This is a genomic window from Pedobacter nutrimenti, from assembly GCF_003208655.1.
In the GTDB taxonomy this organism is placed as follows: Bacteria; Bacteroidota; Bacteroidia; order Sphingobacteriales; family Sphingobacteriaceae; genus Pedobacter; species Pedobacter nutrimenti.
Window position 1 is genome coordinate 430,550 of sequence record NZ_QKLU01000002.1, and the last position, 24,519, is coordinate 455,068.

General features: G+C 43.0%; 21 protein-coding genes. 12 read left to right on the forward strand and 9 right to left on the reverse strand.

Going from position 1 to position 24,519, the window contains the following annotated elements:
- Positions 1-61: 61 nt before the first annotated feature.
- The 7 genes from B0O44_RS06640 to B0O44_RS06670 all read left to right on the forward strand — a co-directional run bounded on the left by B0O44_RS06640 (position 62) and on the right by B0O44_RS06670 (position 5,719).
- A complete protein-coding gene (locus B0O44_RS06640; RefSeq protein WP_110828415.1) occupies positions 62-643 on the forward strand; it encodes a TlpA family protein disulfide reductase in 582 nt (193 codons plus the stop codon).
- A gap of 80 nt (positions 644-723) precedes the next feature.
- Positions 724-1,089, forward strand: a complete 366-nt coding sequence (locus tag B0O44_RS06645) for a hypothetical protein (RefSeq protein ID WP_110828417.1) — start codon at positions 724-726, stop codon at positions 1,087-1,089.
- A gap of 36 nt (positions 1,090-1,125) precedes the next feature.
- Positions 1,126-1,719: a penicillin-binding protein activator LpoB gene (locus B0O44_RS06650; RefSeq protein ID WP_110828420.1), complete on the forward strand. Its 594-nt coding sequence runs from the start codon at positions 1,126-1,128 to the stop codon at positions 1,717-1,719.
- A 23-nt stretch (positions 1,720-1,742) separates the two neighbouring features.
- On the forward strand, positions 1,743-3,167 hold the full coding sequence (locus tag B0O44_RS06655) for a COG3014 family protein (RefSeq protein ID WP_110828422.1): 1,425 nt from the start codon (positions 1,743-1,745) through the stop codon (positions 3,165-3,167).
- A 109-nt stretch (positions 3,168-3,276) separates the two neighbouring features.
- Entirely contained in the window at positions 3,277-3,540 is a 264-nt protein-coding gene (locus B0O44_RS06660) for a hypothetical protein (RefSeq protein WP_110828425.1), read from the forward strand.
- A 189-nt stretch (positions 3,541-3,729) separates the two neighbouring features.
- Positions 3,730-4,596, forward strand: coding sequence for an AraC family transcriptional regulator (locus B0O44_RS06665; RefSeq protein ID WP_110828427.1), 867 nt, complete (start codon positions 3,730-3,732; stop codon positions 4,594-4,596).
- A 70-nt stretch (positions 4,597-4,666) separates the two neighbouring features.
- Entirely contained in the window at positions 4,667-5,719 is a 1,053-nt protein-coding gene (locus tag B0O44_RS06670) for a hypothetical protein (protein WP_110828430.1), read from the forward strand.
- On the opposite strand, the gene B0O44_RS06675 is transcribed toward B0O44_RS06670, so the two are convergent.
- The 8 genes from B0O44_RS06675 to ruvX form a co-directional block, all read right to left on the reverse strand.
- On the reverse strand, positions 5,716-7,254 hold the full coding sequence (locus tag B0O44_RS06675) for a YifB family Mg chelatase-like AAA ATPase (RefSeq protein WP_110828433.1): 1,539 nt from the start codon (positions 7,252-7,254) through the stop codon (positions 5,716-5,718). The genes B0O44_RS06670 and B0O44_RS06675 overlap by 4 nt on opposite strands.
- Before the next feature lie 126 nt (positions 7,255-7,380).
- Positions 7,381-8,721, reverse strand: a complete 1,341-nt coding sequence (gene ffh / locus B0O44_RS06680; protein WP_110828435.1) for a signal recognition particle protein — start codon at positions 8,719-8,721, stop codon at positions 7,381-7,383.
- An 84-nt stretch (positions 8,722-8,805) separates the two neighbouring features.
- A complete protein-coding gene (locus tag B0O44_RS06685; RefSeq protein WP_110828438.1) occupies positions 8,806-9,828 on the reverse strand; it encodes a DUF3078 domain-containing protein in 1,023 nt (340 codons plus the stop codon).
- A 71-nt stretch (positions 9,829-9,899) separates the two neighbouring features.
- The gene (locus B0O44_RS06690) at positions 9,900-10,658 is read right to left on the reverse strand and encodes a hypothetical protein (RefSeq protein WP_110828441.1); all 759 of its coding nucleotides are present in this window, start codon (positions 10,656-10,658) and stop codon (positions 9,900-9,902) included.
- A gap of 49 nt (positions 10,659-10,707) precedes the next feature.
- Positions 10,708-11,649: a glucosaminidase domain-containing protein gene (locus tag B0O44_RS06695; protein WP_110828443.1), complete on the reverse strand. Its 942-nt coding sequence runs from the start codon at positions 11,647-11,649 to the stop codon at positions 10,708-10,710.
- Complete coding sequence (locus tag B0O44_RS06700; protein ID WP_245943612.1) at positions 11,650-12,267, reverse strand: glucosaminidase domain-containing protein; 618 nt, start codon at positions 12,265-12,267, stop codon at positions 11,650-11,652.
- A 1-nt stretch (position 12,268) separates the two neighbouring features.
- Positions 12,269-12,904 carry an O-methyltransferase gene (locus tag B0O44_RS06705; RefSeq protein ID WP_110828446.1) on the reverse strand — a complete coding sequence of 212 codons (636 nt, stop codon included), beginning with the start codon at positions 12,902-12,904 and terminating at the stop codon, positions 12,269-12,271.
- A 6-nt stretch (positions 12,905-12,910) separates the two neighbouring features.
- The gene (gene ruvX / locus B0O44_RS06710) at positions 12,911-13,327 is read right to left on the reverse strand and encodes a Holliday junction resolvase RuvX (protein WP_110828448.1); all 417 of its coding nucleotides are present in this window, start codon (positions 13,325-13,327) and stop codon (positions 12,911-12,913) included.
- A gap of 106 nt (positions 13,328-13,433) precedes the next feature.
- On the opposite strand from ruvX, the gene B0O44_RS06715 reads away from it, so the two are divergent.
- From B0O44_RS06715 to B0O44_RS06725, 3 genes are read left to right on the forward strand one after another with little or no spacing between them, the layout of a single operon-like run.
- Complete coding sequence (locus B0O44_RS06715; protein WP_110828451.1) at positions 13,434-14,582, forward strand: DNA polymerase III subunit; 1,149 nt, start codon at positions 13,434-13,436, stop codon at positions 14,580-14,582.
- Position 14,583: 1 nt separating this feature from the next.
- Entirely contained in the window at positions 14,584-16,002 is a 1,419-nt protein-coding gene (gene ricT / locus B0O44_RS06720; RefSeq protein ID WP_110828453.1) for a PSP1 domain-containing protein, read from the forward strand.
- Complete coding sequence (locus tag B0O44_RS06725; RefSeq protein ID WP_110828456.1) at positions 15,995-16,474, forward strand: gliding motility lipoprotein GldH; 480 nt, start codon at positions 15,995-15,997, stop codon at positions 16,472-16,474. Before ricT ends, B0O44_RS06725 begins: the two co-directional genes overlap by 8 nt.
- Positions 16,475-17,052: 578 nt before the next feature.
- On the opposite strand, the gene B0O44_RS06730 is transcribed toward B0O44_RS06725, so the two are convergent.
- Entirely contained in the window at positions 17,053-18,354 is a 1,302-nt protein-coding gene (locus B0O44_RS06730) for a UDP-N-acetylmuramoyl-tripeptide--D-alanyl-D-alanine ligase (RefSeq protein WP_110828459.1), read from the reverse strand.
- A 91-nt stretch (positions 18,355-18,445) separates the two neighbouring features.
- On the opposite strand from B0O44_RS06730, the gene B0O44_RS06735 reads away from it, so the two are divergent.
- On the forward strand, positions 18,446-20,917 hold the full coding sequence (locus B0O44_RS06735; protein ID WP_110828461.1) for a M14 family metallopeptidase: 2,472 nt from the start codon (positions 18,446-18,448) through the stop codon (positions 20,915-20,917).
- A 471-nt stretch (positions 20,918-21,388) separates the two neighbouring features.
- The gene (locus tag B0O44_RS06745) at positions 21,389-24,514 is read left to right on the forward strand and encodes a SusC/RagA family TonB-linked outer membrane protein (RefSeq protein ID WP_110828466.1); all 3,126 of its coding nucleotides are present in this window, start codon (positions 21,389-21,391) and stop codon (positions 24,512-24,514) included.
- Positions 24,515-24,519 lie beyond the last annotated feature (5 nt).

Genomic DNA, 24,519 nt, shown 5'->3' on the forward strand with positions numbered 1-24,519 from the left:
AACAAAGGTTAAGGCAGGATTATTGTAACAAATTAATAGACTAGAAGTCAGAGTATTAGATATGAATAAAAAAATAAACGTCAGCAAATATATCTGGAACAGCATTTTTGTCGTTATAGTGCTTGTATTGCTATTTGTCCCCCCGGCAAAGGCATATGTAATACAGGGATTGATGCAGATGGGTTTATTTAAACCGCAGGTAACGGAGCTCAATGCCCAGAAGCCAGCGGACCTTTCTGGAATTAAGTTTAAAGATGCAGAAGGAAACATTACCGACCTTGGAGATTTAAAAGGAAAGGTGATTTTTCTGAACTTTTGGGCCACATGGTGTCCGCCCTGTCAGGCAGAGATGCCTTCTGTAGAAAAGCTTTACCAGCAGTTTAGTAAAGATAAGAATGTCGTTTTCCTGTTTGTTGATGCAGACGGGAATTTTGAGAAATCAAAAAAATTCATGGACAGGAAGAAGTACAACTTGCCTGTTTATGCAATTGGCGGATACATTCCGGAAGGGATTTTTAAAGGAGCTTTACCTACCACAGTCGTTTTTGATAAAATGGCAAGAATTTCTTACAGAGGAGAGGGCGCAGCAAACTATTCGGACAAGAAATTTTTAGATTTTATGCAGAAACTTTCTGATATGTAAAAAAATGTTAAATGAACTTCGGATCATATTAAGTTGAAGAGAAAAGAATTAGTTTTGTATATATTAAAACCTTAAGAGATATGAAAAGGAATTTAATGATGATGGTCGTATTGGGAGGACTGGCCTATGCATCAGCTGGATATGCCCAGCAAGACTTGCTCCCTGATCAGAACCCAAGATATGCAGAGAGCGTAAATAAATACAGCAGAGCTGCGGATTCGCTGACCCGTACACAAGGTACAACTGTACAGCAAACCTACAAAGCCTACGACTGGTATACTGCCAGAGAGGAAAAAAGACGCTTGAGAAGAGAAAGAAATTATCAACTGTCGCTATATGGCGGTTATGATTATGGAAATTCCTGGTATTATCCGAGCTATAATTACTCCCGCTATTATTATCCTTCCATTGGTTTCCGGTCCAGAAACTTTTGGTTTGGCTGGTAAAACAGAAACATAACACACATAAAAACAGATAAATCAATGCAATTAAGAAGAATAATGACCATCGCTGCGATAGCAGTGTCCGGAATTGTAATCAGCTCCTGCTCAAGACAAGTGACCAGGGTAAGTACAGACGAAACCATTGACGTCAGCGGAAACTGGAACAACAGTGACTCCAGAATGGTGGCTCAGGAATTGACGCAAACTATTTTAAGCGGTCCGTGGTTAGGAAATCATCTGGAGCAAAATGCAGGTAAAAAACCGACAGTAATCGTCGGAATGGTGCAGAACAAAAGTCATGAGCACATCGAGGCAGAAACTTTTGTGAAAGATATAGAAACCGCATTTATTCAAACCCAGCGTGTACGGTTGGTACAGGGCGGAAAGAAAAGAGAAGAGCTCCGTGCAGAAAAAGCCGATCAACAGGCCAATGCGACTGTGTCAAGCATGAAAAAATTTGGACTGGAAAACGGAGCGGATTATATTCTTCAGGGTTCCATCAATTCGATTGTGGATTCCCATAAGCGTAAAAAAGTAGTTTACTACCAGGTAGATCTTACACTAACTAATATTCAAACCAATGAAGTAGTTTGGGTTGGTGGGAAAAAGATTGCTAAATATGTTAAAAATTAGGATGTTAAGGGCTAAGTCATAGCATGAAAAATATCCTGAACAAAATTTTAAGAGCATCAGGTCTTTTTGGACTGATGCTTTTTCTTTTTAGCTGCGCAAGCTATAATGACCGGATTATGCCCTATTATACCCAGGTGGCAGGCGGTAATTATAAGCAGGCGGCAGTAGAGCTGGACAAAAACAGCCTCCTTAAAAAACCCAGAAACAAACTGCTCCTTTTAATGGAAAAAGGAAAAATCAGTCACCTGGAAGGAGATTATGAAAGCAGCAACCGTTATTTTAATGAAGCCGATCAGCTTTTGGAGGATGGTATCGGAGGGGTGATGGATGCCGCGGTTGGTACGCTGGTGAACCCGATGACCCAAAGTTATAAAGGGGAGGATTTTGAAAAATTCATGATCCATTATTATAAAGCCCTGAACTATTTCTACCTGAACAACACAGAAGATGCCATTGTAGAGGCCAGAAGGATCACCCTTCAGTCCCAGGAGCAGGGAGATAAATTCAATAATAAAGAAAGCCGCTATTCCAAAGATGCCTTTTCCTTAATGTTGCAGGGCCTGATCTATGAGGCTGGCCGCAATGTCAATGATGCATTTATTGCCTACAGAAATGCAGCGGATGTCTACCTGACGGCGAGTGATACCACTTATTACGGCACAAAGATCCCTGAAGGATTAAAAAAAGACCTGATCCGGACCGCTTACCTGAACGGGTTTCAATCTGAACAGGATAAATACGAAAGGCTTTTTAACCTGAAGTACCAGGCGCAAAAATCCCCCGAAGGAGGAGAATTGATCCTTTTCTGGGAGAATGGGTTGGCGCCAATTAAAAAAGAGAAAGAGTTTTTCTTCTCGCTGATTAAAAATAATCATGGAGATATGGTGTTTACCGATGGTAATATTGTGATTCCCTTCTTTGATTACGATCCGGGAAAAGTCAACAAGGCCTCGGTGCAAAGTCTGAGGGTTACCTATCCGATGTATGTGGCCAGGCCTCCATATTTCAGCGAGGCAACGGCGAGTAACGGGGCTTTTTCCATCCCAATGGAAAAGGTAGAGGACATTAATGTTCTGGCCTTTAAAACCCTTGACCAACGTTTCGCAAAAGAAATGGGAAAAACACTGGCACGTCTTGCGGTCAAAAAAACAGCGGAGTATGTGCTTTCTGAAAGTGGTAAGGGGAGCGGCAAAAACGGCAAGAACGATGCTTTGTTGACCGGACTGGGCTATGGCATGCAATTGTACAGCTTGCTTTCAGAAAAATCAGATACCAGGAACTGGCAAACCCTACCCAATAGCATCAGTTATGCGCGGATACCTTTGCAAAAAGGAGAAAATACCATTAGCCTGAGCTTAAAGGGCAGTAACGGGCAAAACGAAACCAAAACCATACAGGTGAACGGAACAGGAAACCTGAAATTCTATAATTATTCTTCATTGCGCTAAGTGCTGGAAATTCTTCCGGCTTTTACTAACTTTGCAGAAGTTAAGCACTTAAGAGGGCCGGCTGGTTTACAAACCAATCGGCCCTCCTAATTCATCTAATCAGCATTTTATGCAGGAACCATTTGACATTGCCATTGGCGCAACAAATTATGCCGTATTTCCTGAAGGAAACGATACCTATGTAATTTTTAAAGAAGGCAAGGAATATCTACATATTCAAAAGGACACGGATCTTCAGTGGATCAAACTGGATATGGCTACAGGGACACCCTTGTTTGAAACAGATGAAGAAACCAACCAGATTGGGGGCGCCATTCTGGCTTATGTTCCCCAGGAGGAAGAAGAGGACAACGATTTTTTTGAAGTAGACTAATTCGACCCCTTTTCCTTATCCGGACCTGTTTTCAGGCTGACTGTTGTTGGCTCCAATCTTACCTGGGCTCATTTGAACTTTATTAGGTTTCGAACCATTTTACAGGGTATACAATGTTGTCCATGCGATAGACAGCGGAAGTTTGTATTTTTAACTCCTCTTTAGGGCAAGAAGAAACTGTAAAAGGAAATGGCATCGGTCGAAAAAATTAAAACATATCATTTTCTCCCATACAAGTATGGTCCGCAGCTGCTATTGGATATTGGGCGTGTGGAAACATTAAATCATTATGTATTGGATCGCACATTACACCAATTAAGTTTTTACGAAATCCTATTCATCGAAAAGGGGAGCGGAACCTTTGCATTGGATGAAAATAAGATGTCCATAAGCCCGGGAACGATTATTTTCACAAGTCCGGGACAGGTGCGCCGCTGGGAAATTGAGGAGAAGGTAAGTGGCTATACACTGTTCTTTGAAAAAGATTTTCTCCACCTTTTTTTTTCGGATGAATTGTTCCTGTACCGGTTTCAATATTTCCATCAGTATTCACGACCAACCGACATGCAGGTCTCCCAGATGCCATTTGAAAAGTGTCTGGAACTTTTGCGTGGAATAGAAGGGGAGTTCGCGCAGCTTCAGAATGACAGCAATCATTTGATCAGGGCCTTTTTATATCAGTTGCTCATCATTCTCAATCGCTATTATGCAGAAATTTACCAGGTTCAAAGGGACACTTATGTCCATTCAGATTTTTACAAATTTCGATCTTTACTGGAAAAGAAATTTGCACATGACCGGACGGTTGAGGCCTATACCAAAATGCTAAACATCAGCCCTGGATTTCTGAATAAAATTTGCAGACAATTTAGTGGATTATCGGCCCAACAAATGATTCATTACAAACTGATTTCGGAAATAAAGAAACAACTTTATCAAAACAAATCCGCAAAAGAGATTTCCTACGGGTTTGGCTTTTCAGATCCATCTAATTTTAACCGTTTCTTTAAAAAACTGACAGGGATCACCCCTCAACAATATAGGAAGGAGATGTAAATGACCATTATAAAAATAAAATGACCATTTTTATAAGCGGTGCTTGTTCTAATTTTACAGAAAAAAGAACATGATAAAATGCACACTTAGTCTTCTGTTGCTCGCCATGAGCGTGCTGCCAGTACAGGCAGAGCAATTATACGTTAATCCTCGGGTTGGCAACGACTCCAATCCAGGAATACAGGCGCAACCTTTAAAGACAATGATGGAGGCGGCAAAGCGCGTAAATTTAAACAAAGAGCAGGGCGCAACGACCATTATCCTTTCTGAAGGGGTGCATCTACTTACTCAAACCGTTGTATTCAGCAATGACAAGTATAGCCTTAAAAACCGTCTTGTCATTCGCGCAGAGGTCATGCCCGACGATGCCGATTGGACGCCCCAAAAAATGCCGGTTGTCGTAACGGCAGTGCCACTTGTAGCCGGTGTGGGTGGAGAAGAAGCGAAAGGGATCCAGCCAGAGGTTAGCCATGTCACCATTGAAGGGCTGCGGTTTAGCGGGAGTCCGGATTACGCTTACATGGATGGCCAGAACCTACGACGTTCCTATCCCATATGGCGTAATGGGAAAAAATTAGACGATTTGCTGGTCACGCAATGTCTGTTTGCCGGAGATGTCGATGTACTGCCCTTACATGTGGGGGTTATCGCCAACGGTTATGGCCTGGTTATCGATCATTGTGTGTTCTTCAACTGCAAAAATCCCGTTGTTTTTTGGCAAACCGACGGAGGGAGCGGTAGCCCCAATGCCATGCGTTATTCACTGGTATATGGTTGTTATTTCAGTGGTGTTTGGACAACACAAAGTACCAGGGGAGAAGATTTCGACTTTCACCATAATATTATAGCGAACAGTAGCACCGTATGGATAAGAGAAAAAGGAAGTACGCGCCGGTACAAAGCATCTGATTGCATTTTTGCGGACTACACCCATCTGGCAGGATATGGAAGTGGCCCCTTGAGCGGGAACGATGCAACTTCAACAGATTTTCTGGAAATGAAAAACGTACAAACGACCGGAACGGTAAAAATTGAAAAAGATCAGGGTAAACGTAATTACCTGCAATTGGCAGAAGGTTCGATGGGTTCAAGCCTGCAGGCAGGTCTTTTTAAAAGACACTAACCCGACCAGTTTTCCCTGTCCAGGCTGCGGTAATGGATGGCTTCTGCCAGGTGACTGATTTCAATGTCCGGACTTCCTTCCAGATCGGCTATTGTTCTGGAAACTTTAAGGATGCGGTCGTACGCCCGGGCTGATAGGCCTAATTTTTCCATTGCTTTTTTGATCAGCGCGGTGCCCTGTTCATTGATCCTGCACAGGGTCCTGACCATGTTGGGATTCATTTGAGCGTTATAATGGAGCTGCGGTTGCCCACTGAAACGTTTGTCCTGAAGCTGCCGGGCAGCAATAACGCGTTCCCGGATGCAGGCACTTTTTTCTGCTGGGGCTGTGGAAGACAATTCTGTAAAATTTACAGGGGTGACCTCTACATGAAGATCTATACGGTCCAGCAGTGGCCCGGAAATCTTGCTCAGGTATTTTTGTATGGTGCCCGGACCGCATACACAATCTTTTTCCGGATGATTGTAAAAGCCGCAAGGACAGGGATTCATGGAAGCAATGAGCATAAAGCTTGCCGGGTACTCTACGCTAAACCTGGAACGCGATATGGTCACCTGACGGTCTTCCAGGGGCTGTCTCATCACTTCCAGCACGGCCCGCTTAAATTCCGGGAGTTCATCCAGAAACAATACCCCGTTGTGGGCCAGGGAAATTTCCCCTGGTGCGGGATTGCTGCCGCCGCCAACCAGGGCCACATCAGATATGGTATGATGGGGGCAGCGATAGGGCCGTTCGGTAATTAAAGCGCCGGCCAAACGAAGCTTGCCGGCAACAGAATGGATTTTGGTGGTTTCCAGGGCCTCCTGAAGGTTTAAAGGAGGAAGTATGGTTGGCAGGCGTTTGGCCAGCATCGTTTTTCCTGCACCGGGAGGGCCAATCAGAATGACATTGTGCCCTCCGGCTGCCGCTATTTCCAGGGCCCTTTTGATGTTTTGCTGCCCTTTTACATCCGAAAAATCATATTCATAATTATTGATGTGTTTATAAAAATGTTCCGAAGTCTGGAGTATAAAAGGCTCAAAAGAGACTTTTTGATTTAATAAAGAAACCACCTCTGTCAGTGTTTTTAAGGCGTACACCTCCAGAGGAACCACGATAGCAGCCTCCTTGGAATTACCGGCAGGGAGTAGAAAAGCTTTGAAACCTGCATCCCGGGCCTGTATGGCGATGGGCAATACCCCTTTTACAGGCTGAAGGCTGCCGTCTAAGGAAAGTTCTCCCATGATGAAGTATTGTTGCAGGTCTTTGCTTTCCAGTTGTCCTGAGGCCGCCAAAATACCAATGGCAATAGGCAGGTCATAACAGGACCCTTCTTTACGGATATCGGCCGGGGCCAGATTGATGACGATTTTTTGCCGGGGCATTTTAAGGCCGGAACTTTGTATGGCGCTTTCAATCCGCCGCAGGCTTTCTTTAATTGCGTTGTCAGGAAGGCCAACAATATGGTATTTATTTCCGCCCCCTATGCTCACTTCTATGGTTATGGTCAGGGCATTTACACCAGCAACCGCCCCGCTAAAGATTTTTACCAACATATATACATGATCTGTTAAAACAAACCAATGTATTTCAAAAGGGCGGAAGACTGGTTAAAAAAATGAAAGAAAAAAAGGCCGCTTTAACTTAGTTAAAGCGGCCTTTTTTAAAGAATTGGTCCAAGGTTACATTTTTCCTTGTGGCATTTTTGGCATGTTGCGCATCATTTTGGCGGCAGCAGCGGGATTGGAAAATTGTTTCATTACTTTTCTCATGTCTTCAAACTGTTTAATGAGTTTGGTAACATCCTCTACCTTATTGCCCGACCCTTTAGCAATACGCAGGCGCCTGCTTTGCTGAATGCTGTCCGGGTTTTCCCGCTCGTATTTGGTCATAGATTGAATGATGGATTCTACCCCTTTAAAGGCGTCATCTTCAATCTCTACATTTTTCATCATTTTACCTACACCCGGAATCATGCCCATCAGGTCTTTCATGTTACCCATTTTCTTGATCTGCTGGATCTGGTTGTAGAAGTCGTTGAAGTCGAACTTGTTTTTGCGGATCTTTTTCTGAAGTTCTGCAGCTTCTTTTTCGTCAAACTGCTGTTGGGCACGTTCTACCAGGGAAACCACGTCACCCATACCCAAAATCCTGGAAGCCATCCTGTCCGGATAAAATACATCCAGGGCCTCCATTTTTTCACCGGTACCAATGAATTTGATCGGTTTGTTGACCACCGATTTAATCGATAAAGCCGCACCACCACGGGTATCCCCATCCAGCTTGGTCAGCACCACACCGGTAAAATCCAGCCTGTCATTAAAGGCTTTGGCGGTGTTAACCGCATCCTGTCCGGTCATGGCATCAACAACGAACAGGATTTCATGCGGTTTAGTACTTTCTTTTACAGCAGCAATCTCGTTCATCATTTGCTCATCGATGGCCAGGCGGCCCGCTGTATCAATGATAATCACATTGTTCTGCTGTTTTTTACCTTCAGCAATACCTTCCATGGCAATGCCAACAGGATCTTTGGAATCTTTATTGACATATACCGGAACCCCTACCTGTTCGCCCAGGATCTGCAGCTGGTCTATCGCCGCCGGACGATAAACGTCACCGGCAACCAATAAAGGCTTTTTACCCTTGCTTTTCAGGAAGTTGGCCAGTTTACCCGTAAAAGTTGTTTTACCGGCACCGTTCAAACCGGCAATTAATATAATGGTTGGATTGTTTTTTAAATCAAGGTCCGTAACCTCACCGCCCATTAAGGCTGTAAGTTCGTCGTTCATCACTTTGGTCAATAGCTGACCGGGTGAAACTGCGGTAAGGACGTTTAAGCCGATTGCTTTTTCTTTAACCTCATCGGTAAAGGTCTTGGCTGTTTTATAATTTACGTCGGCATCCAGTAAAGCCTTACGGATCTCTTTCATGGTTTCGGCCACGTTGATCTCCGAAATGCTGCCCTGTCCCTTTAAAACTTTAAATGCACGGTCTAATTTGTCCTGTAAATTCTCAAACATTTTCTTTTAATGCTTAGTGTTCAATTTTTTGTAGTTGGCAAAGTTATTAATTTTGATCGAATCGGCCTGCTTTTATCTCACCTTTTACCTCGGGAATACAAAGACAACCCCCAGGGAGAGGGTTTGGCTCCCCTGAACTTTCGAATCGGTATTTTTATCATAAATGGCCACACCGGTCAAAGTCGTGCTCATGAAGCGGTTAACTTTTGCCGTTAAAGTGGCATCCAGACGGTGATTGGTGAACCCAACATGATCATAAGGGACCAGGACCAGGTATTTGCTTTTCAGGTTGATATTTGGAAAAATGTCCTTGTCAAAGTTCATGACCACCTGGAAACCCAGGTCATTTTTAAAGGTTTTGCCCCTTGCAACACCGTAGTTATCAGTTTTACTATTGTTTGGAAAGGTAAGATCGTAGGCCGCGAAAAGTCTTGCGTTTTCTGGTACAAAGGTCTGTCTGGCGGTACCTGTACCCAAACGGGCAGAAAAATATTTAACGGGCTTATATTCAAAACCGATGGATTCTGTCAGGTAACCAGGGGACATAAATTTTGATGTCAATGTTGCTCTTTCTTCTCCATTAGCATCCCGGTCATAATAAAAACCTTTATCAAACTGTGATTCAAAAGTAACCGAACTAAAGAAGTACCAGTTTTTGGACAACTGCATGGCCGCTTTATGGTCCCAGTAAATCCTGTCCACTGTTTTTTTCTCCATCTGGTCTTTATTTTTTACTTTTCCGTAGTTCAGGATCACCTCTGTGGCGTAACTGTAGCTTTCCTTGCTGTATTCTGCCTTATAGTTGATAATGCCTGCCAGGGCCAGGGAATTGACACCACCACCAGCCCAGTTGTTGGAAAAAGCAGCCTGATTGACATTAATCCCTACAGAGGTTTTGGTTTTCCAGTAATTTACTTTGGCATTGACAATTTTGGGCTCCAGTCGAACAGGCTTAAAAAGGATCGTGCCGGTCCTGGAAGGCAGGGGGCTCCGTTTTAACCGGATGTTGAGGTCCTTGGTATTGATCGGTACGGTGTCGATCTCTTGCGCGCTCAATGTAGAGGAAACAGAAAAAAGCAGTAAAACACTGATATAAAAACCTTTCATTAGTACAAAGAAAACAAAAATGTTCCTTATCTGCGGCCCAAATTTAAAAAAGGCTGTTCAGCGTTGCAGGATCAGGGTTTAATGGTTTCTACCTGTACAGTGGGCAAAGGCTGCAGGCGAAGGGCTTTCGGATTTCTTTTATAAGTGATGTAGTTGTTGCGGATAAAAACCACAAAGGCATAATCCGAGGCCGAAAGGACAAACTCATAAGTCGGACGGTATTGCTGCATAAAGTCTGTCAGTTCAAAATTGTGGATGTTCAGGATCCTTTCCACGTAATCCGGCCGGAACCTGAAATCTATAATCTGTTCATGATAATCCCGTTCCAGTATTTTTTGCAAATGCCTGGCGTTGGCCCCTTTGCGGCTCAAAAGGTTATAAATGGCATCAATCCCTAAACCAACTCCGTTTTGCCCAAGGTTTAACAGGTCCTTGGAGCTTCCCCGGTCCAGTGCGTATTTATACTCCTTTAGTGTTTTTTCATGCTGTTGTTTGGGGCTGGGCATCCCGCCAAAAATTTTCACCTCCTTAAGCCGTATAGAAAGCGGGTTCAGTTGAAAATAAATAGAATTTTGTCCTTTGTAGATCAGGGTGTCCACGGCATAACCCGCAAGTGCGGCAAAAAGGGTATCTCCTGGCATGGCCTGTGTCGAAAATTCCCCTTTATTGGTATTGTACAGACCTTCATCTGTCCTGGAATTGTAGATGTATACTTTAGCAAGCCTTTGGTTGTTGCTCTTGTCGACCACAAAACCCTGAACCGTTTTTTGCTGGGCGAAAACCGCAAAAAAGGGAAATAAAAAAAATAATAGAATCCCGGTGAATTTCATTAGCCTACAAAGCTATGGATATAAGCAATAGCCTTGCCACATCTTAACATTATTTAACGATCAGCAGGACCTGGCCAATTTTTATCCCCGTATCATTAAGGTTATTGAGGGTTTTCAGGTCCTCTATACTCAGGTTAAAACGTTTGGAGATGTTGTATAAGGTATCACCTTGTTTAACCATGTAATATTTTTGTGTGCCGGCCGGTGCTGCGCTGGTGGGCTGTGGCCGTGCCTGAGGCTGGGTCGCGCTGTCAGGTTTTACAACATTACTATCTGGTTTTACGGCACTGCTATCCGGTTTGGTGCTGATGACCTGCTGGGAAGGAGGACTGTCAACGGGTGTAAATTTTTTAGTCTCTTTAGGGATATTGGCATTGATCTCTGTAAAAACCCGGTCCTCCCGGATAATTTTTTGCCTTTCAGATTCCGGCTGGTCATATTTATAGAGCTGATATTTCTCTATGGTACTGATCAGCATGTCCGGATATTTTGGGTTGGTGGCGTAACCAGCCTGTTTTAATCCATAAGCCCAGTTTTTATAGTCATTTTTATCCAGTTGGAATAAAAAACTGTAGCGTTTTCTTTTCAGGAATTCCGAATGGTCTTTATAAGATTGCCTGGCGTCTTTATAAACCCTGAAGCAGTCGTTGCGCTGGTCATCATCTTTGTAATAGCCCTTCCCCTTCCATTCCGAGGTGCATTTTACGCCAAAGTGGTTGTTGGCATACCTGGCCAGGCTGCTGTTGCCGCTGCCCGATTCAATAATGCCCTGGGCCAGGGTAATGCTGGCGGGAATACCATACAGGTTCATTTCCTCTATGGCAACCCCTTTAAAAGATTCTATATAACTTAATGTGGTGTAATTCGGGGCATCCGGATTGGACCTTTTGGCCTCTTTTTCTATTTGCCGGTTGTTGCGGCTGTATTTTCTGGTTTTGCAGGAAGAAAGGGCGATCAGTAAAAGTATCGGCAAAAGGAATCTAGGGTTCATCTAATTATCCGGTATACGGTTTTTCATGTTTATTTTTCCGGTCAGAAAAGGGATTGGAAATACCGCTTTAAGGTATTCTGCAATTCTGCTTTGCGGAACTGTCTTTTTGTCTTTTTCTATCCGGGCGGCGCTCACCACTTCTGTCTCATCATATTTATACAATTCGTATTTTTTAATGAGGCCAATGACCTGCGATGCCCAGCTTCTGCTGCGGGCATAACCACCACGCTGTATGCCTTTTGCCCATCCGATATAATTAGACTGGCCAAATCTATCAAAAAGATTGCTGAAAGAAGACCTGTTTTGCAGGAACTCCACAAAATGGTCGTAAGAATCCTGTATAGTAGGGTAACCCTTATAGGAAGACCGGATTTCTGTGCTGGAATTTTGTCCCTTTACGCCAAAATGATTGTTCAGGTAGCGGGCAATTTTACTCGTTCCGGAGGCCGATTCGTGAATGGCTACAGCCAGAATAACACTGGCGGGAATGTGATTTTCTCTCATGAGTTCCTGGGCATAAGCCACGTTTTCATGAATATAATCTAAAGTAGTCTGTGCTTTGGATGCGGAGAAGGAACAGAGAAGCGCGATCCAGATGAACATGAACTGTTTAATCATATCATTTTTTTCTTATGATGAATAATCCGTCACGAACGGGCAGAATTAATTTCTCTACCCTCGTGTCTTTTGCGATCTTATCGTTAAATGTAATAATATTTTTGGTGTCTTTATCTTGTTGATTACTAAGTACTTTTCCACTCCAAAGAACGTTATCCACAATAATGAGCCCTCCGGGCCTGATTTTATCGAAGACCAGGTCGTAGTAGGTTCCATTGTTTTTTTTGTCCGCATCGATGAATACGAGGTCAAAAACCTCGTTTAACTGCCCCAGACTCTGACTGGCATCACCGAGTATATAGTTAATTTGGTCATTGTAAGGAGATTGTGCAAAACTTTTTCGGACCATGTCCTCCAGCTCCTGATTAATGTCCAGTGTATACAGGGTACCCTCAGGGCTCAGGCCTTCCGCCAGGCATAGGGTTGCATAGCCGGTAAAAGTTCCGATTTCAAGGATTTTTTTGGGTGAAATCATTTTGCTGAGCATGCTCAAAACGCGGCCCTGGTAATGACCAGACAGCATTCTAGGCATCAATACTTTTAAATTGGTTTCCCGGTCAATTTGCTGCAGCAAGTCACTTTCGGGCTCACAATAATTCAGCAGCAGATGTTGCAGGTCTTCATTAATCATACTCATATGGTTTTATAAACGGTGTTCCTGCATAAAATATTGCAGGATAATGGTAGCGGCTATGGTGTCCACCCGATCTTTGTTTTTCCGGTCCTGTTTTTTTAAACCACTTTGCAGAATGGTCTGGTGGGCCAGTTTGGAGGTAAACCTTTCATCGACCCAGTACTGGGGAATGTCAGGAAAATTCTTTTTCAGTAGGGTCGAAAAACCTTTAACGTGCTGGGCAGATTCCGAAGGTGAGCCGTCCATTTGTTTGGGGTCCCCAAGTACAAATGCTGCCGCCTGTTCACTCAGAAGGTATTTTTTTAAATAATCTATAATGTCCTTGGGGTGTATGGTGTCCAGTCCTGTTGCAATGAGCTGCAATGGATCGGTCACTGCAATGCCAACCCGTTTGGTTCCGTAATCAAAGGCAATAATCCTGGCCATAAACTTAATTAAAGGGACAAAGGTAAGAAAAGAGATAACAAGGGAGCTGGTGTCATCTTTTTAATAAATTTAAACAGGCTCTTAAAAATTTACTATTTTGCACCACATGCAATTTAAGGAGATCACCGGACAGGAAACGATTAAGGAACAACTGCTGCAAACTGTGGCAGAAAACAGGATCTCTCATGCCCAGTTGTTTTTGTCTTGTGAGGGAAGCGGTGCATTGCCTTTGGCCATTGCTTATGCCCAGTACATCAATTGTCTGGACAAGTCGCCCATCGATAGCTGTGGTGTTTGTTCTTCCTGCAGAAAATATGAAAGGTATATTCACCCCGATCTTCATTTTTCCTATCCTTTTTTTGCTTCAAAAGATGTCCGTACAGCAGTGGATGTACTGGAGGAATGGAGAAGCATGCTGCTGGAGGACCCTTATTTTGACCTGGACATCTGGCGCTCAAAACTAAGCGCAGAGAATAAACAGGCCAATATTAATATTGCAGAATGTCATGACATTATTAAAAAGCTAAGTTATAAAGCTTTTGAAGGGGAAACTAAAGTCCTGATCATGTGGTTGCCTGAGTTTTTGGATAAAGAAGGAAATGCTTTGCTAAAAATCATTGAGGAACCACCCAAAAACACACTTTTTATCCTGGTGGCCAATAACCAGGACCAGATTCTTTCCACCCTTTTGTCCAGGACCCAGATTGTAAAGATTCCAAAACTACCTGACGCGGTCATTGAAAATTATCTGGTCGAAAATCATGGATTGGACACGCATCAGGCAGTAGAATACAGCTTTCTTGCCGACGGTAACCTGATTGAAGCAAAATTGCTGGCCAGCAATGCCCAAAATGACCATGCAGATAAATTTGCGGACTGGTTAAGAATGGGATACGGAAACCGCGTTGCCGATTTGATTGCCTTTGTAGAACAGGCTGCAGGCTGGGGCAGGGAAAACCAGAAAAATTTTCTGAAATACGGGATCAGCTTTCTTCGGGAATGCAGTTTATTGCTCAGCGGGGCAGAAGAACTGGTAAAATTACCACCTAGAACGCTGGATACCGCAAAAAAATTATCTGCGCATGTACTGAATTTAAACATGGCTGAGGCCATAATCTCAGAACTGGAGCAGGCACATTATCATATTGAAAGGAATGCAAATCCTAAAATTCTGTTTTTAGATGTATCTTTACAATTGGTAAAACTAATTAAGTTTAAAACGCTCCCGAAAGGGACTCAATATATATATAGTTAATATGGGATGTGGAAGTTGTTCGACGGGTGGCGGTTGTGCCCCTGCAGGCTGTAAAAGTAATGGCTCTTGCCTTACCGGAGGATGCCAGAAATTAGAAGTTTACGATTGGCTGTCTAATTTAGATATGCCCTCAAATTATATTCCTTTTCAAATTATAGAAGTTAAGTTTAAAGGTGCCAGAAAAGAATTTTTTCTGAATACCGACAATATATACCTTGAAATTGGAGAACTGATTGCTGTGGAAGGACCCACAGGTGGTTATGATATTGGCCATGTTTCCTTAACCGGAGAACTGGTGAGGACCCAAATGAAGCGGCGCAAAACCACCGCAGATCAGGTGACCCGTAAGGTTTACCGCAAAGCCACCGAGGCCGATGTGGAGAAATGGAAAATAGCCAAGGATATGGAATGGGAAACCATGCACAAGGCCCGTAAACTGGCGCTGGACTTGCGTCTTTCCATGAAAATCAGTGATGTGGACTACCAGGGGGATAAAACCAAAGCCACTTTTTTCTACACGGCAGAAGGCCGGGTGGATTTCAGGGAACTGATCAAAAAAATGGCGGAAACGTTCAGGATCAGGATAGAAATGCGTCAGATCGGGATGCGCCAGGAAGCCGGAAGATTGGGCGGAATTGGCTCTTGCGGACGTGAATTGTGTTGCTCTACCTGGCTGACCAATTTCAAAACGGTTTCCACTGCTGCGGCAAGATACCAGAACCTTTCCCTGAACACGCTGAAGCTGGCCGGACAATGCGGCAAACTTAAATGCTGTTTAAACTATGAACTGGATACCTATCTGGATGCTTTAAAAGATATTCCCGATAGAATTGAAAACCTGCAAACCGAGATTGGTATTGCCCGTCATCAGAAAACCGATATCTTTAAAAAGGTGATGTGGTTCAGTTATGCAAACCAGGAAGACTGGATCCCGCTTAAAGTAGACCGGGTGAAAGAAATCATGGCGATGAATAAAAAAGGCCAGAAGCCGGTTAACCTTAAAGAAGAAGCCGTTTTATTGGCGCCTAGCGTCGTGGTAGAAAAGGTCCATGATTACGAAAATGTTGTTGGACAGGACAGCCTGACCCGTTTGGACGAAAAGCGGAACAAACAAAACCGTAATGCCAAGAACGGGCAGCAGCGCAACAACGGAGCAGGTCCTAAGGGCGATAAAACAAACCGCCCGCAACAGCATCAGCAAGGAAAAAACAAAGGGGAGCAAGGCAAAAAGCAGGATCAGGGTAAAAAACCAGAACAAGGAAAAAAACCTGAACAGCAGAAAAAAGCCGTAGCCACGGAAAAACCTGTAAACGCTGGTCCGGAAGCCGCGCAAAGCAATCCTGGGCAGCCCTCGGGCAATAGAAACCGGAATAGAAATAACCGCAGACGTAAGCCATCTGACAAGCCTAAAAATGAGTAAATTTAAATTTCTGTTTCTTTGTTGTCTGTTTTTTGCCGGTTTGCTATTCAGTGGCTGTGAAACCGGCACTGTGACCGATGTGAATGTAGCCATGCCAGAACACCGCTGGAGTTACATCAATAAAGTAAGTACTATTGCAGACATCAAGGACCCATCTAAGGCCTATTCCATTTTCTTTAAATTAAGACATACGTCCGATTACAGGTACTCCAACATTTATATCCTGTTTCATATGAAAGGAAAGGACGGTAAGAAAAACAGCCGCAGATTTGGCTTTAAACTTGCCCAGTCCGACGGGCAATGGCTGGGCTCCGGTTCCGGCAATTTATTTTCCTATACTTTGCCCCTGTTGACCAATTACCATTTTCCGGCTGCAGGCAAATACGAATTGGTCGCCGAGCAAAACATGCGCGATAACCCTTTGCCCGAAGTAAGTGATGCCGGTATTGTGGTCACGGAACAAAAGCCCTGATTTCCTTTTAGAACCGTGTGATCAATGAGCTCACCAGGGTGAGGCCAAGCGTGCTGTTTTTGTCCAGTTTGACCGGGCAGAATAAATGCACCTTACTCTGAGCTTGTACCGACTTTCTTTTGGGCTGAAATTGACGGTTTTACCACCTTAATCCCAGCCGCGTTTTACGTAATCCAAAAAACTATACAAATGCAAAAACGGCCCAATATGCCCCGCCGGGCATCTGAAAATAAAATACATAAAATGAAATGAATTCATTTTAAAATGTGTATCTTGTAGTTGATCTTTAACCAGGTCATTCGGGCCCGGTTTATCCTCGAAAAAAGTTTTACAGTACGCAATGAAATGGCCTATAGGATGCCTTGGGTTTGATCTGTAACCAGGCCAAAGCTAAGCTGTATTTGCGCCGACTCTGCGCCGTATCTTTTAGGGCAAAAGCCAAAGAAAAGATGACCGGGAGATAGATCTGACAGGGGCTTTAGTGAACTCAGCTGTAAGCGCTGCTTAAAGGCCTCTTTGCTTTAAAAATCAGGTAAAAAGAAACTTTTCAACCAAGCAAAGAAGCTGTTTTGGACAAATTACAACAAAGGCATCAGTTGTTCCAGGGCCATACCTCTTGATCCTTTTAACAAGACCAGACTGTTTTTAACCGGGTTTTCCAACAAAAATTCCCTGGTTTGCTGGGGCGTATGGAAAAATAAGCCTTTATACTTGTCTTTGTACTGATAAAAATCCTTGCCAATAAAAATAACCAGGTCTAAACCGGAGGCTGCTGCTTTCGCTGCAATCAGATCGTGCTGTTGCAGGGACTCTGGCCCGAGCTCAAACATATCGCCAATAATAGCCACTTTATGAGCGGAACTTAAACCAGAAATATTGTTCAGTGCGGCTGTCATGCTGCTTGGATTGGCATTGTAAAAATCACAGATCACTGTATTGTGTTCTGTTTTGGTGAGTTGAGAGCGGTTGTTGCTTGGGAAATAACCGGCAAGACCTTTATTGATTTGCTCAGGCACAAGCCCAAAAAACTGCCCGATACAAATAGCGGCCAGAATGTTTTCAAAATTATAGGCGCCCGTCAGATTTGCTTTTGCAGCATAACTTTGACCGGCCAGGGTCCAGCTGATTTCAATGAAAGGATCCGATGTTAACAATTTCCCGGAAACCCTGTCGCTTTGATGGGTTCCATAATAGGTGATGTTGTCGAGCTGGGCCCTGGCACTCATTTCCATTAGAAAAGCGTTGTCCCTGTTGAGAAAGGTATGGCCGGCATGTTGTTTCAAATAAGCATACAGCTCTGCCTTTCCTTTTTTTACACCTTCAAAACCACCAAATCCATCCAGGTGGGCCATACCCACATTGGTGATCAGGCCGTGGTCCGGCCGGCATAGGCCACATAGAAATTCAATTTCTTTCTGATGGTTGGCCCCCATCTCAATCACCGCGATCTCTACGCTTTCATCAATAGCTAAAATAGAAAGCGGTACCCCGATGTGATTGTTTAAATTCCCTTTGGTGGCAAAAGTTTTATATTTTTCCGCTAAAACGGCGTTGATCAGCTCTTTTGTGGTGGTTTTTCCATTACTGCCGGTCAGTCCGATGACCGGAATGTGCAATTGATTGCGGTGGTGCCTGGCTAAATCCTGTAAAGTGCTTAAAACATCATCGAACAGTAAACACCTCTGGTCTGTTTTATAACTTTCATTGTCAATAATGCAAAAGGCAGCCCCTTTTTCCAGGGCCTGAGCTGCAAAAGTGTTGGCATCAAAGTGTTCTCCCTTTAAGGCAAAAAACAAGCAATCCTGGGTAATGTTCCGGGTGTCGGTACAAATGGTCCTGTGTTGTAAATAGTGCTTGTAAAGTGTTTCGATGTTTGACATGCCTTAAAAAGATCTGGTTTGTATAGGTAAAATTACACTATGCAGCACAAACAAAAAATATTCTTTAGTATTTTGGACTATATTTATAAATATGAAGCACTTTCTACTCTCTCTTTTGGTGTTTGCCGGCCTTGCCCCTGCCAAAGCGCAAACAAAATCTCCCGATGATTTTTTAGGTTATCCGCTGGGCAGCCATTTTACCCCGCACCAAAAGGTACTGGATTACTTTAAATACATTTCTACGGAGGCAAAAAATGTAAAACTGATTCCTTATGGAAAAACCTATGAGGGAAGAGAATTGCTTGTTGCCGTGATCTCTTCGCCAGAGAACATGAAAAACCTGGAAGAAATCCGTAAAAATAACCTTAGCCTCAGTTCGGCTTCCAAAAAGCCCATTGACCTAAAAAAACAGCCGGCCATATTGTGGCTCAGCTATAATGTTCATGGAAATGAAGCCAGTTCTACCGAAACGTCTATGAAAATGTTGTATACCCTGGTTTCAGCAAGCGCTGGCGCTGACCAGTGGCTGCGCAATACCGTTGTTATTATTGATCCTTGTTTAAACCCTGATGGCCGTGACCGATATGTAAATTATTTCAATTCTGTAAGCGGTGTTTCTCCCAATGTTAACCCCGAGTCAAGGGAACACATAGAGCCCTGGCCAAGAGGCCGGGTGAACCATTATTATTTCGACCTGAACAGGGACTGGGCGTGGCAGACTCAAACCGAGACCCAGGCAAGAATTGTGCTGTATCATCAGTGGATGCCCGAAGTGCATGTTGATTTTCATGAGCAGAGTTATAATGAACCCTATTATTTTGCCCCGGCAGCAGAACCTGTACACCAGGACATCAACGCCTGGCAGCGGACCTTTCAGGTGATTGTAGGAAAAAACAACGCTAAATATTTTGATCAGAACGGCTGGCAATATTTTACCAAGGAAAGATTTGACCTTTTGTATCCTTCCTATGGAGACACCTATCCATTATATAATGGTGCAGTCGGAATGACCTATGAGCAGGGTGGAATTAACGCCGGTTTGGCGGTAGTGACCAGTGATGGGGATACCCTTACCCTAAAAGACAGGATCGCCCATCACTTTACAACCGGTATGGCCACACTCGAAACGGTGTCGTCCTATTCAGAACGTTTACTGACTGAGTTCCGGAAATATTTTGAACAATCGGTGCTTAATCCTCCGGGAAACTATTCTACCTATGTCGTAAAGGCAGGTCATTTGCCAAGACTTAAAAAGCTGGCGGCACTATTGAAAAAAAATCATATTGAATATAGTTTCGGGGGAGATAAGGCTTTAAGCGGTTATAGTTTTGAAACGCAGAAGCAGGCCAGTTTTAAACTGGAAAGAAATGACCTGGTCCTGAACCTGCACCAACCAAAAGCAGTTCTGGCCAGTGTACTTTTTGAACCCCATACCGTGGTGACCGACTCAAACACTTATGACATTACGGCCTGGGCATTACCTTATGCCTATGGTTTAAATGCTTTTGCTGTTAAGGAATCCCTGAAAGGCACATTTAACGAAATACAGGAAACCGACCGGGCGCTTAAGGCTATTGAAAAACCTTATGCCTGGGCTTTTTCATGGACAGGCCTGGAAGATGCACAGGTTCTGATTGCCTTGTATAAAGCTGGAATTAAAGTCCGGATGGCGGAAAAAGCCTTTACTACCGGAGGGCGGGAATTTAAACAGGGCACGATGCTGGTGTACAGAAAAGAGAATGAAAAAATACTTCCCCAGCTGGAAGAGCGGCTGCGTGCAATAACAGGTAGCCTGAATGTGCAGCTTGAACCCATTGAAAGCGGCTTTGTCGAAAAGGGAAAAGATTTTGGGTCCTCTGTGTATTCGCTGCTGAAGGTTCCTCGTGTGGCAGTGGTTTCTGGTCCGGAAACTTCTTCTCAGGCGGTAGGCGAAGTGTGGAGTTTTTTTGAGCAGGAACTGAAGTACCCTGTTTCCCTGATCAGTGCAAGGGCCATTGGCAATATCGATTTGAGTAAGATCAATGTCCTGGTCCTGGCAGACGGAAATTATCCGAAAGAAATGATCGAACCTTTGGGCGACTGGGTAGATAAAGGCGGAAAGCTGATCCTGATGGAAGGTGCCATTGCCAGTTTTGCCGAGAAAAAACCATTTGAAATCAAAAAGAAAGAGCTGAGCAAAACAGATAAAGTTAAAATTAGAAATTACACAGACCGGGAAAAGGACGATTTTGAAGATGCCATACCCGGAGCCATATATAAAGTAAGCCTGGACCGCTCGCATCCGTTGTTTCTTGGCCTGGATAGTTATTATACCCTGATCACTGAAGATAAAATTTATGAACCCCTGGCCGAGGGCTGGAATGCCGGAATGCTTAAGCCGGGTGGTTATGTGGCCGGACTTGCAGGCAGGAACGTAAAGAAAAAACTGGATAGCGGAATGCTTTTTGGCGTGCAGCCTTTGGGTAAAGGTACTGTGGTTTATATGGGCAGTGATGTATTGTTCCGCTTGTTCTGGGAAAGTGGTAAACAGGTCTTTACCAATGCCGTGTTTATGGTGAATTGACCCTTGTAATAATATTGGATGCTGATTTCCCGATAATAAAATGATTCGATAGTTTTCGCGTTACAAAAAAATGTTGAATTATTTTATTGATTCTTGATAACCTTTTGTAAATTGACATTATATTTACAACATCTATCCTATTATTACCTATCTATGAAAAAAATTATACTAAAGCTATTTCCGGCTTTATTGGAGGCAATTTCTATTGCAGTACAATATCTTATTGTGGTGAGAAACCAAAATAAGAACAGGATCTTCGCAACACAACGTCTTTTGGTAAAAATCAAACGAATTCCCCCTTTCGATCATCCACCTCATGGTTATTCTATTGTTTAGCAGACAATTGAATTAAAAAGCTATTAAAATATAATTAAAAGGCTATTAAAATGCATTGTGGGTCACTTCGGCGCGCATTTATTTTAATAACTTCAAAACTACAATAACTATTACTAACCTAAATTTATCTAATTTATGAAAAAACTTATACTAAGTTTGTTCATGTTCCTGGCTGTTGCGGTAGCTGCATATGCACAGGATCGAACAATAACTGGTACAGTAACAGGCAAAGATGACGGACTTCCGATTCCAGGAGTTTCCGTTAAAGTCAAGGGAACAAATAATGGCGCGGCTACTGGCGCTGATGGCAAGTATGTCATTAAAGTTCCATCTGGAAGTACCATTCTGGAGTTTTCTTCCGTAGGATATGTTTCGCAATTTGCAACAGTGGGTAGCGGAAATGTCGTAAATGTTTCTCTGGGGCAGGATGCAAAAATGCTCGGGGAGGTTGTTGTAACAGCGATGGGGATTAAAAGAGAGACAAAATCCCTTGGTTATTCAGTTACCAAAGTGAGTGGCGATGAATTGACAAAGGCAAGAGAAACAAATGTCGTAAATGCACTTGCCGGTAAAGTTGCCGGTGTAAGAATCAATTCTCAGTCTGGAACTCTAGGGGGTTCTTCTAAAATTGTTATCCGTGGGGGTTCTTCTTTTAATGATTCGGGTCAACCATTATTTGTTGTAGATGGTCTTCCGATCAATAACGGTGCACCTATGGTCTCCACTACCTCTGGGTCTGTTCCTCAAGGGAGCGCCGGAACGGATTTTGGTAACCGGGCTTCGGATATAAACTCTGATGATATTGAGTCAATGGTTGTCCTTAAAGGAGCAGCGGCCACTGCGCTGTACGGTGCCAGGGCCAAAAATGGGGCGATTGTTATCACAACGAAAAAGGGCATAAAAGGACAGTCTAGTGTAACGTTTAATTCATCAACCCGTTTTGATAATATTCTTAAGGTTCCTGAAATCCAGAATGAATACGCGCAGGGTACATTGGGGCTATATGACCGTACTACATTAAGCGCCTGGGGACCTAAATTAAGTGATGTACAGGGTCGTCTTTTTCCAGACTTTTTAGGGAACCAGGTTCCTTTGACAGCCCATCCTAATAACGCAAAGGACTTTTTCAAAACCGGACAGACCTATATAAATTCGATTTCTTTTGATGGTGCAGATGAAAAAAGTGATTTTCGCCTTGGTTATACAAGCACTGTCCAAAGCGGGATAATTGAAAAACAGAAATTAAATAAAAATGCAATTTCGTTTAATGCCGGACGTAAAATTTCTGACAAATTTGAGGTAAGAGCGAGCATAAATTATACAAGGACGAAAGGGGAAGGTATGCCAACTCAAAGTTCCAATGATCCAAACGTTCTGATCGGTACAAACTATTTGCCTACCAACTTTGACATCGCGCAAATCAGGAACAATTATATTGATCCGGTTACTCAGCAGCAAATTACCATTACCCCAAGCCGGAATGGAAATAACCCTTATTGGATTATTAATAATAATACTTCGACAAATGTTGTTGACAGGGTGTTTGGCAATGGAATTTTAACTTATAAGCCAGTTTCATGGCTGACCATCTCTGATAATATTGGAACAGACTTTTATAATGAGAACCGTTTTCTTCCAACCAGAAATGGAACTGTAGGGGCATTAACAGGAAGTTTTATTAACGCTAACCTTTACAACAGGGTAATGAATAACGATTTCATCGTGACTTTTGACAAAAAACTAAATTCAGATCTTGGCTTAAAAGTAATTGCGGGTAATAATATTTATGAAACCTATTCAAGGTCAGATCAGGCTTTAGCGCAAAATTTAACGGTTGACCAATTATACAATTTTTCTAATGCAGCTTCTGTAGTAAATCAGAACGGATCCAGTAAAAAAAGAATTGTTGGTATCTATGGAGATGTTGGGTTGTCTTATAAGGATTATTTATTTTTAAATGTTACCGGACGTAATGATTATAGTTCTACCCTTTCTAAGGATAATAACTCTTACTTCTATCCTTCTGTAAGTTCTGGTTTTGTTTTCAGTCAGATCATGCCTGAAAACAACTGGTTGAGTTATGGTAAATTGAGAGCGAGTTGGGCTAATGTCGGTAGTGATGGTGATCCTTATCGTTTGGCTTTTGCTTATACAGGTCAATCGACTGCTTTTGCACAATATGGCTTTGGATCTTCCTTCCCTTTTAATGGCGTGTTGGGCTATAGCATACCATCGATTATTCCAAATCCGGAACTTAAACCACAAAATCAAAATTCTATTGAATTGGGAACCGAATTGAAATTCCTGAAAAACAGAATTAGCTTGGATTTTACTTATTATAATACCAATACTAAGGACCAAATTGTGAATTTGCCGCTTCCACAATCTACGGGATTTGCCTTCAAGACAGTAAATGCGGGATCTATAAGAAACAGTGGGATAGAGGTTACCCTGGGCTTAGTTCCGGTAAAACTAACAGATTTTACCTGGAACCTGGATGTCAACTTTGCTAAAAACAAGCAAGTGGTTACGCTTCCTTCTGATATTGCTTCTTATGCTTTGGCCAGTGGATGGAGTGGTCTGCAGATTAAAGTAGAAAGTGGAAAAGCTTTTGGTATTTATGGTTCTGCATGGCAGCGTGATCCTAATGGAAATATTGTAATTGATGCAGCTACAGGTTTGAGAAAAACGGTTAATGATCAAAGATTGGGCAATACTGCTCCTGATTGGACCATGGGTATCAACAATACTTTTTCTTATAAAAACTTTAGCTTGAGCTTTTTGGTAGATATTAGAGAAGGTGGTATTATGTTCTCTAATACAGTAGCTACATTAAGAAATTCTGGTCTTTCTCCAGAAACGGTTGCCAACAGGGGAAACATTTTTGTAGATAAAGGAGTAATCCAGGTGGGGAATACCTATGTTCCAAATACCGTTCCTGTGCAAAGTATGCAGGATTACTGGGGGCAGTATACTTCTACAAACACAGAGTCGAGCATCTTTAATGCCTCTTATGTAAAGTTACGGGAGGTTAATTTCTCTTATAAAGTTCCTTCGGCCTTTTTACAAAGGAATGCCAAATTCCTGAAAGGGCTAGAAATTGGTGTCGAGGGACGTAATTTATGGATTATCAAATCATATGTTCCTGGTATTGATCCGGAAGCGAATTTATTTGGAGCGGCAAGTAACGGTGAGGGTGTAGAGTTTAATAACTTTCCTTCAACAAGAACTATTGGATTTAATTTGCGTGTTAAACTTTAGAGGAT

Excerpts from the sequence above, each read along its gene's own strand:
- B0O44_RS06640 (WP_110828415.1), top strand. The coding sequence starts at position 62 with ATGAATAAAAAAATAAACGTCAGCAAATATATCTGGAACAGCATTTTT.
- B0O44_RS06645 (WP_110828417.1), top strand. The coding sequence starts at position 724 with ATGAAAAGGAATTTAATGATGATGGTCGTATTGGGAGGACTGGCCTAT.
- B0O44_RS06650 (WP_110828420.1), top strand. The coding sequence starts at position 1,126 with ATGCAATTAAGAAGAATAATGACCATCGCTGCGATAGCAGTGTCCGGA.
- B0O44_RS06655 (WP_110828422.1), top strand. The coding sequence starts at position 1,743 with ATGAAAAATATCCTGAACAAAATTTTAAGAGCATCAGGTCTTTTTGGA.
- B0O44_RS06660 (WP_110828425.1), top strand. The coding sequence starts at position 3,277 with ATGCAGGAACCATTTGACATTGCCATTGGCGCAACAAATTATGCCGTA.
- B0O44_RS06665 (WP_110828427.1), top strand. The coding sequence starts at position 3,730 with ATGGCATCGGTCGAAAAAATTAAAACATATCATTTTCTCCCATACAAG.
- B0O44_RS06670 (WP_110828430.1), top strand. The coding sequence starts at position 4,667 with ATGATAAAATGCACACTTAGTCTTCTGTTGCTCGCCATGAGCGTGCTG.
- B0O44_RS06675 (WP_110828433.1), bottom strand. The coding sequence starts at position 7,254 with ATGTTGGTAAAAATCTTTAGCGGGGCGGTTGCTGGTGTAAATGCCCTG.
- ffh (WP_110828435.1), bottom strand. The coding sequence starts at position 8,721 with ATGTTTGAGAATTTACAGGACAAATTAGACCGTGCATTTAAAGTTTTA.
- B0O44_RS06685 (WP_110828438.1), bottom strand. The coding sequence starts at position 9,828 with ATGAAAGGTTTTTATATCAGTGTTTTACTGCTTTTTTCTGTTTCCTCT.
- B0O44_RS06690 (WP_110828441.1), bottom strand. The coding sequence starts at position 10,658 with ATGAAATTCACCGGGATTCTATTATTTTTTTTATTTCCCTTTTTTGCG.
- B0O44_RS06695 (WP_110828443.1), bottom strand. The coding sequence starts at position 11,649 with ATGAACCCTAGATTCCTTTTGCCGATACTTTTACTGATCGCCCTTTCT.
- B0O44_RS06700 (WP_245943612.1), bottom strand. The coding sequence starts at position 12,267 with ATGATTAAACAGTTCATGTTCATCTGGATCGCGCTTCTCTGTTCCTTC.
- B0O44_RS06705 (WP_110828446.1), bottom strand. The coding sequence starts at position 12,904 with ATGAGTATGATTAATGAAGACCTGCAACATCTGCTGCTGAATTATTGT.
- ruvX (WP_110828448.1), bottom strand. The coding sequence starts at position 13,327 with ATGGCCAGGATTATTGCCTTTGATTACGGAACCAAACGGGTTGGCATT.
- B0O44_RS06715 (WP_110828451.1), top strand. The coding sequence starts at position 13,434 with ATGCAATTTAAGGAGATCACCGGACAGGAAACGATTAAGGAACAACTG.
- ricT (WP_110828453.1), top strand. The coding sequence starts at position 14,584 with ATGGGATGTGGAAGTTGTTCGACGGGTGGCGGTTGTGCCCCTGCAGGC.
- B0O44_RS06725 (WP_110828456.1), top strand. The coding sequence starts at position 15,995 with ATGAGTAAATTTAAATTTCTGTTTCTTTGTTGTCTGTTTTTTGCCGGT.
- B0O44_RS06730 (WP_110828459.1), bottom strand. The coding sequence starts at position 18,354 with ATGTCAAACATCGAAACACTTTACAAGCACTATTTACAACACAGGACC.
- B0O44_RS06735 (WP_110828461.1), top strand. The coding sequence starts at position 18,446 with ATGAAGCACTTTCTACTCTCTCTTTTGGTGTTTGCCGGCCTTGCCCCT.
- B0O44_RS06745 (WP_110828466.1), top strand. The coding sequence starts at position 21,389 with ATGAAAAAACTTATACTAAGTTTGTTCATGTTCCTGGCTGTTGCGGTA.